Annotated in this window: 10 protein-coding genes and 1 tRNA gene; 2 read left to right on the top strand and 9 right to left on the bottom strand. The window is 65.4% G+C overall.

Annotated features, from left to right (window positions below; all coding sequences use genetic code 11):
• From ASF08_RS09780 to ASF08_RS09770, 3 genes are all read right to left on the bottom strand, one after another.
• The gene (locus tag ASF08_RS09780) at positions 1 to 447 is read right to left on the bottom strand and encodes a hypothetical protein (RefSeq protein ID WP_056144326.1); all 447 of its coding nucleotides are present in this window, start codon (positions 445 to 447) and stop codon (positions 1 to 3) included.
• 158 nt (positions 448 to 605) lie between these two features.
• The gene (locus ASF08_RS09775) at positions 606 to 1193 is read right to left on the bottom strand and encodes a metallophosphoesterase (RefSeq protein WP_056144323.1); all 588 of its coding nucleotides are present in this window, start codon (positions 1191 to 1193) and stop codon (positions 606 to 608) included.
• Positions 1194 to 1452: 259 nt separating this feature from the next.
• A tRNA-Ser gene (locus ASF08_RS09770) sits at positions 1453 to 1542 on the bottom strand.
• A gap of 458 nt (positions 1543 to 2000) precedes the next feature.
• On the opposite strand from ASF08_RS09770, the gene flhA reads away from it, so the two are divergent.
• On the top strand, positions 2001 to 4118 hold the full coding sequence (gene flhA, locus ASF08_RS09765; RefSeq protein ID WP_238253871.1) for a flagellar biosynthesis protein FlhA: 2118 nt from the start codon (positions 2001 to 2003) through the stop codon (positions 4116 to 4118).
• Between the two features lie 464 nt (positions 4119 to 4582).
• Here the strand turns inward: flhA and ASF08_RS09760 are convergent, their stop codons facing one another.
• The 3 genes from ASF08_RS09760 to fliI form a co-directional block, all read right to left on the bottom strand.
• The gene (locus ASF08_RS09760) at positions 4583 to 5638 is read right to left on the bottom strand and encodes a lysylphosphatidylglycerol synthase domain-containing protein (RefSeq protein WP_056144318.1); all 1056 of its coding nucleotides are present in this window, start codon (positions 5636 to 5638) and stop codon (positions 4583 to 4585) included.
• Positions 5639 to 5779: 141 nt separating this feature from the next.
• Entirely contained in the window at positions 5780 to 6187 is a 408-nt protein-coding gene (fliJ, locus tag ASF08_RS09755) for a flagellar export protein FliJ (protein ID WP_018042684.1), read from the bottom strand.
• Positions 6188 to 6270: 83 nt separating this feature from the next.
• Positions 6271 to 7626, bottom strand: a complete 1356-nt coding sequence (gene fliI, locus ASF08_RS09750; RefSeq protein ID WP_018042683.1) for a flagellar protein export ATPase FliI — start codon at positions 7624 to 7626, stop codon at positions 6271 to 6273.
• A 419-nt stretch (positions 7627 to 8045) separates the two neighbouring features.
• On the opposite strand from fliI, the gene ctrA reads away from it, so the two are divergent.
• Complete coding sequence (gene ctrA / locus ASF08_RS09745) at positions 8046 to 8747, top strand: response regulator transcription factor CtrA (RefSeq protein ID WP_018042682.1); 702 nt, start codon at positions 8046 to 8048, stop codon at positions 8745 to 8747.
• 404 nt (positions 8748 to 9151) lie between these two features.
• On the opposite strand, the gene ASF08_RS09740 is transcribed toward ctrA, so the two are convergent.
• From ASF08_RS09740 to ASF08_RS09730, 3 genes are all read right to left on the bottom strand, one after another.
• Positions 9152 to 10027 carry a CheR family methyltransferase gene (locus ASF08_RS09740; protein WP_056144313.1) on the bottom strand — a complete coding sequence of 292 codons (876 nt, stop codon included), beginning with the start codon at positions 10025 to 10027 and terminating at the stop codon, positions 9152 to 9154.
• Positions 10024 to 11193 (bottom strand): chemotaxis-specific protein-glutamate methyltransferase CheB, encoded by a 1170-nt coding sequence (gene cheB, locus ASF08_RS09735; protein WP_018042679.1) that lies wholly within the window; start codon positions 11191 to 11193, stop codon positions 10024 to 10026. Before cheB ends, ASF08_RS09740 begins: the two co-directional genes overlap by 4 nt.
• Before the next feature lie 80 nt (positions 11194 to 11273).
• Positions 11274 to 11657 carry a response regulator gene (locus ASF08_RS09730; protein ID WP_018042678.1) on the bottom strand — a complete coding sequence of 128 codons (384 nt, stop codon included), beginning with the start codon at positions 11655 to 11657 and terminating at the stop codon, positions 11274 to 11276.
• Positions 11658 to 11666 lie beyond the last annotated feature (9 nt).

The raw sequence follows: 11666 nt of genomic DNA, 5'->3' as shown, positions 1-11666 counted from the left end.
CTATGGCTTGACCGCCGCCTTCTTGGACGGCTCCGCGTGTTTGATGCTGCCTGTCTCGGAGACTCGATCCCGCGCCTGATCGAGGCGCTTCTTCGAGGCGACAAGCTCGCGCTGTGAGCCGGCAAGCTGCCCCTTGGCTGCGTCGCGCGCGGCAGCAGCTTGTTGAAGTTCCTCTCGCGCAGAGGCGAGCTTGCCTTGCCACTCACGCTGGAGATCGTTGTTTGCCTGTTCCAACTCTTTTTGGCGGTTGACCGCCCCGTCGCGATCCGCCCGCAGGAGCCCGACCTGGTCGGTGAGATCGCGGTATGCCGAAGCCTTGTTCGCGAAGGCTCCCCATCCTGCAAAAGCGTAGACCGCCAGAATCAAGTTCAACGCCACCGTACGTGTCGGCGTCCAAGCAAACAGCACCGCAAGTTTCCAGCGCAGAAGTTCAAGCAGGCGAGGCATGGACCGTTTGTCTCCCACCGCAACTGGGCGGACCCCCTGGTCCGAACGGCTGACCGATGAATGTCGAGAGAATGCCCGTGCAGCGTTAATGCTTGCTTACGACGAGCAAGAGTGAGTCGCTCCTGAATGTATCACGAGGTCGCCGTCGACGACCGCCGCTATGAACGAGAGTGTCGATCAATCGCCGCGTCGCTGTTACCGTCCCGCTGGAGTTCTTCCGGCAGGACGAGCGCAAGGTTCTGGCGGGCAATCAGATCGGTGACGCCGACAGGCCGGTAGGCCCAGGCATCCACGCCGACATCGCATGAAAAGCGGGTATCGGGCAGCGATCCATGGGTGTGGCCGTAGAGATGCCGCGTCCCGCGCCACAAGCCGGGCCAAGCTCGATGGGCGTAATGAGCGAGGAACAGCCGCCATTCCTTGCCGACGGCATCGCTGACGGTGATCCGCGCACTCTCCTGCGGCGGCTTTACCCATGGCAGTTCGAGGACCCGATTGGTGTCGTGATTGCCGCGGATCAGCTGCTTTCGCCCCCTCAAGGCAAAAAAGATCTCCGCACAGCGAGCCCGGCTGGCGCCGGCCGCGAAATCGCCGAGATGCCAGACTTCGTCGTCGTCGCCGACGACCTCGTTCCAGCTTTTGATCAAAGCCGCGTCATGATCATCGAGCGACTCGAACGCAACTCCCCGCTGACGCAGAATGTGGGAGTCTCCAAAGTGTGTGTCGGCTGTGAAGAAGGTGGCCATGCGACTCCCACGGCGCCGGGTGCCTCGAGCGGTCGCCTGCCATTCAAACGCTTCCACTTTGCGGGGGATCGGCACTCCGGCAGAAAAGTCGCGTTGATCAGCACGCTGCCATGCACTTCCATCGCTCGGCCGCGTGCGTGCGAGACAGAAGTCGAGCGGAATTCAGCTTTGGCCGACACGGGCCGACACGAAATGGGGGGAACTCGTGCGGGCCGTCCGTCAGGCCGAATCCGCAAGCAACTGCAAGGGTTTGGCTAAGTGGCGGAGGGAGCGGGATTCGAACCCGCGATACCGTTTCCGGTATACACACTTTCCAGGCGTGCGCCTTCAACCACTCGGCCACCCCTCCAGTCTCTCACATCGTTGCCAGCTTTTGCAGCGGCGGCGATGAGCGAGTGGCGTGCTGTACAAGCCGAGTTCCCCCCGTGCAAGGGACCAGCGTACCGATCCGGTGAGGAAACATGCGATTTTCCGGTTGCCGCCGGGTGCCTGTGTCCCATCGGCACCGGAGCGGTCGCGCCTGAGGGTGGGGATTGCGTTACCGCTTGAGGATCACGCTGGCCGAGCGCGATGCGTCGAAGGATGCCACGGACAGGTGCGATACCGCGGGCTCGGGGGATCGGACCCGGTATCGCCAGGGATCCTCCCGGATTGGGAACGGCGCGAGCGAGACCGAGTTTTATTGACCTCCACCGTGCCTCGTTAACTCTTCGCTAACCCTGAGCCCGGCAATTCTTGCCGGGTCCACGTTGGACGCGAAGGGTGTCGAGAATGAGCGAGGCGGGCTCCGCCGCGTCGGGTCCGGGGATGAGCGTCTCGCAATTCGCGAGCTTCGCGATCCCGAACCGTACCAACCTGACCGCGCTTTCGAAGCGCACAGACCTGTTCTTCGCCACCGCCGTGATGGGCATCCTCACGGTGCTCATCTTCCCGCTGCCCGCGTTCCTGCTCGACCTGCTGCTCGCCGTCTCGATCATCATCTCGGTGCTGATCATGATGACGGGGCTGTTCATCGACAACCCGCTCGAATTCACCGTCTTCCCGACCCTTCTCCTCGTCGCGACCCTTCTGCGGCTGGCCCTGAACCTCGCCTCGACGCGGCTCATCCTCGGCCATGGCCACGAGGGGACGGCGGCGGCGGGCCACGTCATCGAAGCCTTCGGCAACTTCGTGATGGGCGGCAACTTCGTCATCGGCATCATCGTGTTCGCGATCCTCATCATCGTGAACTTCGTCGTCATCACCAAGGGTTCGGGCCGTATCGCGGAAGTCGCCGCCCGCTTTACCCTCGACGCCATGCCCGGCAAGCAGATGGCGATCGATGCCGACCTCTCGGCCGGCCTCATCGACGAGAAGGTGGCGAAGGCCCGACGCGCCGCGCTGGAGGAAGAATCCTCCTTCTTCGGCGCCATGGATGGTGCCTCGAAATTCGTGCGCGGAGATGCCATCGCCGCGCTGCTCATCACCTTCATCAACGTGATCGGCGGCATCATCATCGGCGTCGCCCAGCAGGGCATGCCCTTCGGCGCGGCCGCGAAGTCCTACACGCTGCTCACCATCGGCGACGGCCTCGCGAGCCAGGTGCCGGCCCTCATCGTCTCGACGGCGGCGGGCATCCTCGTCTCCAAGGCGGGTGTGAAGGGCTCGGCCGACAAGGCGCTGGGCAAGCAGCTCGCCAACTACCCGAAGGCGCTCGGCATGTCGTCGGGCGTGATGGTGCTGCTCTCGTTCCTGCCGGGCATGCCGATGCTGCCCTTCCTCGCCCTCGCGGGGGCCTCGGGCTACGCCGCATGGCACTTCGCCAAGATCGCCCGCGAGGCCCCTCCCCTCGATTCCGATGGTGCGCCGATGGACGCCACCGCGGTGGCCGCCGCCCAGGCCGCCAAGGAGGAGACGGTGACCGATCTCCTCAAGCTCGACGACCTCAAGCTCGAAATGGGCTACGCGCTCCTCGCCCTCGTCAACGGACAGGAGGGCCAGGACCGCCTGACGGACCAGATCAAGGCCCTGCGCCGCCAGCTCGCGGCGGAACTCGGCTTCGTCATGCCCTCGGTCCGCATCCTCGACAACGTCCAGCTCGATTCCAACGCCTACGTGGTGCGGGTGAAGGAGATCGAAGCCGGCACGGGGCAGATCTTCCCCGGCCAGTTCATGGCCATGGACCCGATGGGCGGACAGGTGCAGCTGCCCGGCCAGCACATGCTCGAGCCGACCTTCGGCCTGCCCGCCACGTGGATCGACGCCTCCCTGCGCGATCAGGCGCAGCTCAAGGGCTACACCGTGGTGGATGCGGCGACGGTGGTCTCGACCCATCTCACCGAGATCATCAAGGCGCATGTCTCGGAACTGCTGAATCACGTGGAGGTCCAGAAGCTCCTGAAGGAACTCTCGAAGGACCATGCCGACCTTCTCAAGGAGGTGGTGCCCTCGCAGATCGGCACCACGGGTATCCAGCGCGTGCTGCAGTTCCTGCTGGCCGAGCGGGTCTCGATCCGCGACCTCGGCTCCATCGTCGAGGGCATCGCCGAAGTGGCGGGCCATGTGAAGAATCCGCGCGACATCGTCGAGCATGTCCGTGCCCGCCTCGGCCGTCAGATCTGCGCGCAGTACCAGGGCCATGACGGCATGCTGCCGATCATCACCCTGTCACCGGCCTGGGAGCAGGCCTTCCTCGAATCCATCGCGGGCGAGCGCGACGAGCGCTACCTCGCCATGCAGCCGTCCAAACTCTCGGAATTCGTCAACACGGTGCGCGACCGCTTCGAACAGGCAGCACGCATGGGCGAGATGCCGGTCCTCGTCACCTCGGCTCAGGCCCGGCCTTTCGTGCGTTCCATCATCGAGCGCTTCCGCCGTGAGACGGCGGTGATGAGCCAGGCGGAAATCCACCCGCGCGCCCGGCTGCGGACGGTGGGTTCGGTCTGAGGCCGAGATCCGGATTTACCGTGAGCGTCTGCCTGCCGCCGAGTCCGGAGACAGACCCTCCGGACCGGCCCTGAGGCTATAGCGTCGAACTGGCCGAACCCTTGCTCGGTTCCTGGCGGAACTGCCGCCGGACCCGAAGTGAGATGTGTCTGTGAGCGGGGACCTGTCCGCCCGACCGTATCGCGGCGGACGGGCCTCGAGCCGCTTGGCCTCGGCGCTCGGCTTTCACGTGACGTGGTGTGGAGCCGTTTGAGGGACTGTTTCTTTCGTTCTCGCAGCGCTCCACCTCATCCTGAAGCGCCGCCTTGCGGCCTCGAAGGAGACTTCCGGAGATCGCGCTACTACGACCACCGCAGGTCTCCTTGGAGGCCTTCCCTGCGCTTCGGCACCTCAGGATGAGGTGGTCTGATTGGATGATGGACCTTCGTGAGAGTACCCGCTGAGACATCCGATCGAGCGGAGGCTCAGAGCGGCTTCTTCTCCAGCTTCTTCTTGATCCTGGTCGGATCGAGACCGGGCGCGACGACCGGCGGTGCTGGCACGGCCGAGGCCTGCGGCGCTCTGGCGAGGTCGGCGAGGCGTGAGCGCTCGTAGAGCAGGACGACCACCACCGAAATCAGCGCCGGGATCCAGAAATAGAACACCCGGAACACGATGACGGCCGCGATGATCGCATCCTTCTGTCCGGGATCGGTGATCTGCATCGCCGTGATGAAGACCAATTCGAAGACGCCGAGCCCGCCCGGTGCGTTCGAGACCAAAGCGACGGAGAACGAGGCGAGGAAGATCGCGATGACGGCGATGGGGCCGGGATTCACTGCTTCCGGCAGGGCGAAATATAGGATGCCGGCCGCGCCGAGCAGTTCGAGCGGTGCCGCTAGAAGCTGGCGCCCCATGATCGCCGGGCGCGGATATTCGAGCTTGAACTTGCGGATGTGGAGCGGCGGGAGGCGCAGGATCGACCCGGCGACGTAGAGCGCGACGAAGGCCAGAAGGCCGATGCCGACGATGAGCGCGGTCTTCGGGTCGGTGAGAAAACCGGGCAGGATCCCCTTGAGCCGTGAGAGCAGCTGCGGTTCGATCACCAGGACGACGCCACCGAGCAGGATCGTCCCGAGGAAGAAGGTGAACGAGCACAAAGCCACCAGCACCGCCACCTGGGCGGCCGAGAGTCCCTTGGCCGTGTAGGCTCGGTACCTCACCAGGGCGCCCGAGAAGACCGAGGCGCCGATATTGTGGGAGAGCGCGTAGGTCGTGAACGAGCACACCGCTACGAAGAACCACGAGATTCCGCGCACGCCGAGATGCAGCAGCGCGATCCGGTCGTACCAGGCGAGGGCCGCATAGGCGACGAGGGTCGAGAGCCCCGCCAGGGCCATGCGATGGGGCGGGATGGCGACGATGGCCCCCCATACCGCCGCCATCGATGTGGTCTTCAGCTCCTGGTAGAGAAAGTAGCCGGAGATCGCGATCGCCAGGATGCCGATGAGCGGCCAGGCGAAATCCTTGATTGTCTTCATTGCGAACCGGTCATGCCCCCACAGCCCAGACTACCTGCACGACCGCGCTGAGCATCGCAAGCGAGACGGCCGGCTAAGGCATTCCCCGGACAGATGTCATGTGAACATGACGACTTCGTGCCGCCTGCGCCTACGGATCGCTCAAGCGCGAATGCGGGAGAGGCCGATGCCGTCCATGGCGGCCTGGTCGCGGGCCGCTTCTGCGACGCGTTCGGCCGTGCGCTCGCGATCCTCGAGGATCTCGATCTTCTTGAGTTCCTCGAACGCCTCGCCGAGTTCGGCCTTGGCATCGGTGAGCTGGCTCTCGAGGGCGAGCGCGGATTGGCGCATGTTGTCCCGGCGCGTCGCGGCGGCGCGGGCGTAGGTGGGATAGGCGAAATGGCCGGTATCGGTGATGCCGGCGCGGCCTTCCTCGTAGGCGACCTCGCGGTCGAGTTCGGATGCCATCCGGTTGAAATCGGCCATCATCATCTCGATTTGCGTCACCCGCCGACGCTTCTCGTCGACCTGGAAGCGGCGCAGCCGGATCAACGTGTCACGCGATTTCATATTGAGGGTCCCATTCCACGCCACGCACGAAAGGCCGGTGCTGTCGGCGCCTGAAGCGAATGAGATGACGTTCCGAACGTCACTCAGGCGCTACCGACGATCGCTGCCAACCGTTGATAACCCTCGCCTATCGAGGTTGCTTCTTCCTTACTCTGACCCAGAAAAGCCTCGATACTTGGCATCAACGCCACCGCCTCGTCGACTTCCGCCGACGCGCCGGCCCTGTAGGCGCCGAGCCGGATCAGCTCTTCCATGTCGGCATAGGTGGACAGGATGCGCCTCGCGCGTCTCACGGTGGGCAGATGGACGGGATCGCAGGACCGAGGCATCGTCCGGGAGACCGAGCGCAGCACGTTGATGGCGGGGTAGCGTCCCCGCTCGGCGATGCCGCGCTCCATGACGATATGGCCGTCGAGGATGCCGCGCACCGCGTCGGCCACCGGTTCGTTGTGGTCGTCGCCTTCCACCAGCACCGTGAAGAGGCCCGAGATCGCGCCCTGCCCCGTTCCGGGGCCGGCGCGCTCGAGCAGGCGCGGCAACTCACTGAAGACCGTCGGCGTGTAGCCCTTGGCGGTTGGCGGCTCGCCCGCGGCGAGGCCGATATCGCGTTGGGCCATGGCGAATCGGGTGATCGAATCGATCATGCACAGAACCTGCGCGCCCTGATCGCGAAAATACTCGGCCATGGCCAGGGTGACGTAGGCGGCGTTGCGCCGCATGAGCGCCGGCTCGTCCGACGTCGCCACCACCACCACGGACCGGGCGAGGCCGGCGGGGCCGAGATCGTCCTGCAGGAACTCCTGCACTTCGCGCCCGCGCTCGCCCACGAGACCGATCACCGCCACGTCCGCCGCCGTGTAGCGCGCCAGCATGGACAGGAGGACGGATTTGCCGACGCCGGAGCCGGCGAAGATGCCCATGCGCTGGCCGGCGCACATGGTGATGAAGGTGTTGATGCAGCGGATGCCCAGATCCAGGGGCGGGCCGACCCTGCGCCGGGCATGGGCCGGTGGCGGGTCCGCGCGCAGGGGGTAGATGGCCGGGCCGGGCGGCAGCGGGCCGAGACCGTCCACGGGTCGACCGAGGGCGTCGATGGTTCGCCCGAGCCAGCCGGCGGACGGACGAATCGCGCCGGCGGCCTCGTCGCGCACCATCGCCGGACATCCGCGACGGACGCCCTCGAGGGATCCGAACGGCATCGCCAGTGCCCGGTCGCCTTGAAAACCGATGATCTCGCAGGGAACGGCGCCCGTGGCGTTCTCAACCATGATGTCGAGGCGCCCTCCGAGGCGCATGGCGCCCACCGGCCCTGCGACCTCGACCAGCAGCCCCTTGATGGCGACCACGCGACCATAGGTCTCCAGCGTCTCGATTCCGGCCAGGGCGGCCTGGGCCGAGGCCAGATTGAGTGTGGAGGAAACCCGGGGTCGCACGGTCATCTGCGCTTCTCGCAACGTTTCGTTTACCTCCCTCCTTAACACTGCGTATATCGGGCACGAAGCGGTCCGTCGTCATTGGGTGGCGGATGCCTTTCGGTACCGGTCACGATGTGCCGCTTGAGAGTGTCTCTTGAGTTACATGTGACGACAAAGGCAAATCGATCAAGTGCTTAGCGGAATGTTTTGATGTAATGCATCTGCCGGCTCCACACCTCGCGGGGCCAAATGACCGATCGGCGGCAGCATCATTTCTCGAGACATTCAAATCTGTGCTTGCCACCGAGAATCAGGTTTTGTTAACGATTAACCATTAGCGTTTCACGTCTATGACGAGGGAGCGTCCGCCACGGGCCGGTGGTGGACGAACGGCGGGGGCTTGCCCGAACGCTGAATACGGCCGGCTGGGCTGGGGACCGACGATGCGGGTACTTCTGATCGAAGACGACAGCGCGACCGCGCAGAGCATCGAACTGATGCTCAAGTCGGAGAGCTTCAACACCTACACGACGGATCTCGGCGAGGAAGGAATCGACCTCGGCAAGCTCTACGACTACGATATCATCCTTCTCGACCTGAACCTTCCCGACATGTCGGGCTACGAGGTGCTGCGCAACCTGCGCGTGGCGAAGGTCAAGACGCCGATCCTGATCCTCTCCGGCATGGCCGGCATCGAGGACAAGGTGAAGGGCCTCGGCTTCGGAGCCGATGACTACCTCACCAAACCTTTCCATAAGGATGAGCTGGTCGCTCGCATTCACGCGATCGTCCGCCGCTCGAAGGGCCACGCCCAGTCGGTCATCACCACCGGTGACCTGATCGTGAATCTCGATCAGAAGACCGTCGAGGTGACCGGCAGCCGGGTCCATCTCACCGGCAAAGAATATCAGATGCTGGAGCTTCTCTCGCTGCGGAAGGGCACGACCCTGACGAAGGAGATGTTCCTCAACCACCTCTATGGCGGCATGGACGAGCCTGAGCTGAAGATCATCGACGTCTTCATCTGCAAGCTGCGCAAGAAGCTCGCCAACGCCTCCTCCGGCAAGAACTACATCGAGACCGTCTGGGGACGCGGCTACGTGCTGCGCGAGCCCAACGAAGGCGAAGAGCGCATCGCCGTCTGATCCTCCTCGCTTCGGAACTCGAAAAAGGCCTCGCGGGAGCGGGGCTTTTTTGTTGGGCGATGGCCAAACGAAGCGGGACATCGATCTCTGTGCGACGACACGCGGCGCGAGGACGCCCAGTGGCGTAGTGACCCCAACCCATATGTCAGGGGCGAGTGAGGTGTCAGAGGTGGTGAGGTTCGGCGGACGTCTGCGGCTTCGCAGTCCCGTGGACGGACCTCGACGACTCAGGCTCGTCGACAAATGGTATGAGCGGGATTCGCGCAAGCGGGCACTGGTTTGGAGCCAGAGGTCCGGCCCCTCTTGAAAGGGCCAGACGAGAGGCGAGCGTTGTCGCGCCGATACGAATTTGCTCGGACGCTCTCTCCTGCGTCCCGGACCGGCCGGCAACGGCCGGCCGGCGATTACAGCCCGACCACTTTCCGCAGCGGAAGCGGCGGCTGCGTGGTCAGGCCCGGCCGTGCGGCGCTTGGCGCCTGGCCGTAGAGCCCGCGATGCTGCGGGTGCGGTACGAGCCGGTCGGTGAGACCGATGACCGTCTCGGCGGCGCCCAGAAGGACGACGCCGTCCGGGGTCAGGCTGGAACTGAGACGTCCCAAGACGTCGCCCTTCGTCGGCGCGTCGAAATAGATCAGCACGTTGCGGCAATAGATGATGTCGAACGTCCCGAGCGAATCGAATGGATGCAGCAGGTTCAGGGGGCGGAAATCCACCATCTGGCGCAGGCTCGCGGAGATCCGCCATTGCTCGCCCACCTGCTCGAAATGCTTCAGCAGGGATTGCACCGGCAGGCCACGCTGGACCTCGAAATGGCTGTAGAGGCCGGCCTTGGCCTTCTCCAGCACCTCGGTGGACAGGTCGGTGGCAACGATGTCCACCTGCCATCCGGCGAGGCGCGGCGCCGCGTTCTGGATCAGCATGGCCAGGGAATACGGCTCCTGGCCCGTGGAGGACGCCGCGCACCAGATCCGCAGGCGGCGCTGGGCCGCACGGCGGACCAGGGCTTCCGGCAGCAGCACGTCCCGGAACAGGTCGAAGGGGACGCGGTCGCGGAAGAAGAAGGTCTCGTTCGTGGTCATCGCCTCGACCACCGCGCGTTCCAGGCTCTGGTCGCGTGATGCCTTCAGCATGGTGACGAGATCGTGGAGGGTCGCGAGATTGAAGCGGCGGCAAACCGGCGTGAGCCGGCTTTCGATGAGGTAGCGCTTCTCGGCGCTGAGGGCGAGGCCCGAGCGCGTCTTAAGGTAGCCGCGCAGGAAGTCGAACTCGAGGTCGGTCATGCGCCATGCCCCGTCAGGAGGTTGCGGAGTGCCGATCCGAGCTCACCGAGCGGCAGGACGGCCTGGGCGAGGCCCGCCTTTGCGACGCTGCCGGGCATGCCCCAGACGGTGCTGGTCGCCTCGTCCTGGGCGAGCACGGGCGCACCGGCATCCGTGAGGGAGCGCGCGCCGTTGGTCCCGTCCGATCCCATTCCGGTGAGGATCACGGCGAGGGCCGCCGCGCCGTAGAGGGCGGCGGCATCGTGGAACAGCACGTCCACCGCGGGCCGGCAGAAATTCACGACCGGTCCGTCGTCGAGCCGGATCGAGAGGTCGTTCCGGCTTCCCTGCAGGCCCATATGGCGGCCCCCCGGCGCCACGTAGATGCGGCCCGGCTGGATACGCTCGTCGGGCTTCCCTTCCGCGGCCGGCAGGCCGACTCTGGCACCGAGATGTTCGGCGAAGACTGCCGTGAAGACCGGGGGCATGTGCTGGACGATCAGCACCGGGAACTGGCGCAGGGTGGCGCTGCCGATCTTCTCCAGTACTTCGCCGACCGCGCGCGGGCCGCCCGTGGAGGAACCGATGAGGAGGCAGCGCGGCGGGATCCCGGTGCGGGCCTTCGGGCGTAGGACGAACGGCGTCGCCGGTCGTTGAGCCGGCGCCGGGGCGATGTGGACCGCTCCCACCGCAGCCGGAGCCGCATGCGGTCGTCGCCGGGCACGGGCGGCTCCGAACACGCGGACGCGCTCGATCAGTTCGACGCGGAACGTGTCCGAGGTGGTGACGCCGCGATTGCTCTCCGGCTTGGCGAGGTAGTCGACGGCGCCGAGGGCGAGACATCGCAGGGAGATGTCGGCGTTGCGCGTCGTCAGCGTCGACATCATGACGACCTGGACGCCCGGGCTCTTGGCGAGAATCAGAGGCAGGGCCTGCGTCCCGTCGAGTTCCGGCATGTCGATGTCGAGGAGCACCACGTCGGGATCGGTGCGCGCCATGGAGTCCAGTGCGATCCGGCCGTTGGAGGCGGTCGCCACCACCTCGAATCCCGCCTCGCCGATCCATCGGGCGACGAGGCCGCGAACGACAGCCGAATCGTCGGCGATCATGACGCGCACACGAGCGGCGTTGTTCGCGGTGCCTCCCGCGGAGGGAGCGAAGACTGGAACGGAGGCGGCAGCGGCCATGGAACTCTACGCTTCGTCGTGATGACGGGGATGATTCAGCGACGATCCTGCGAGACCAGAGACCCACGCCGCCTTCCGTGTCAGGCGGCGTCGGCCTCCTGGCCGAAACCCACCTGTTCGAGCTTGGCCGTGACGATGTCGCGGTCGAAGGGCTTCATGATGTACTCGTCGGCGCCGGCATGCAGGGCCCTGGCGATGGCGCCGACGTCGTTCTCCGTGGTGCAGAACAAAACCTTCGGCACCATCCCGCCGGGGGTCTGGCGCAGGGCACGGAGGAACTCGTAGCCGTCCATGGTCGGCATGTTCCAGTCGAGCAGGATCACGTCGGGCATCGCTTCGATGCAGGCCGTGAGGGCCTTGGCGCCGTCCTCGGCTTCACCGACCTTGAAATTCATGGTCTCGAGGATGCGCCGCGCGACCTTCCGGATGACGGCGGAATCGTCGACGACGAGACAGTTTTTCATGGGGCTGTC

The sequence above is a fragment of the Methylobacterium sp. Leaf85 genome (assembly GCF_001422125.1).
GTDB lineage: Bacteria > Pseudomonadota > Alphaproteobacteria > Rhizobiales > Beijerinckiaceae > Methylobacterium > Methylobacterium bullatum.
The sequence above is the reverse complement of the archived record's forward strand: the minus strand, read 5'-3'. Positions and strand labels throughout refer to the sequence as shown.

Coding starts and splice junctions, on each gene's coding strand:
- flhA (WP_238253871.1), top strand. CDS start 2,001: ATGAGCGTCTCGCAATTCGCGAGCTTCGCGATCCCGAACCGTACCAAC.
- cheB (WP_018042679.1), bottom strand. CDS start 11,193: ATGGCCGCTGCCGCCTCCGTTCCAGTCTTCGCTCCCTCCGCGGGAGGC.
- ASF08_RS09730 (WP_018042678.1), bottom strand. CDS start 11,657: ATGAAAAACTGTCTCGTCGTCGACGATTCCGCCGTCATCCGGAAGGTC.
- ASF08_RS09740 (WP_056144313.1), bottom strand. CDS start 10,027: ATGACCGACCTCGAGTTCGACTTCCTGCGCGGCTACCTTAAGACGCGC.
- ASF08_RS09775 (WP_056144323.1), bottom strand. CDS start 1,193: ATGGCCACCTTCTTCACAGCCGACACACACTTTGGAGACTCCCACATT.
- ctrA (WP_018042682.1), top strand. CDS start 8,046: ATGCGGGTACTTCTGATCGAAGACGACAGCGCGACCGCGCAGAGCATC.
- ASF08_RS09780 (WP_056144326.1), bottom strand. CDS start 447: ATGCCTCGCCTGCTTGAACTTCTGCGCTGGAAACTTGCGGTGCTGTTT.
- ASF08_RS09760 (WP_056144318.1), bottom strand. CDS start 5,638: ATGAAGACAATCAAGGATTTCGCCTGGCCGCTCATCGGCATCCTGGCG.
- fliJ (WP_018042684.1), bottom strand. CDS start 6,187: ATGAAATCGCGTGACACGTTGATCCGGCTGCGCCGCTTCCAGGTCGAC.
- fliI (WP_018042683.1), bottom strand. CDS start 7,626: ATGACCGTGCGACCCCGGGTTTCCTCCACACTCAATCTGGCCTCGGCC.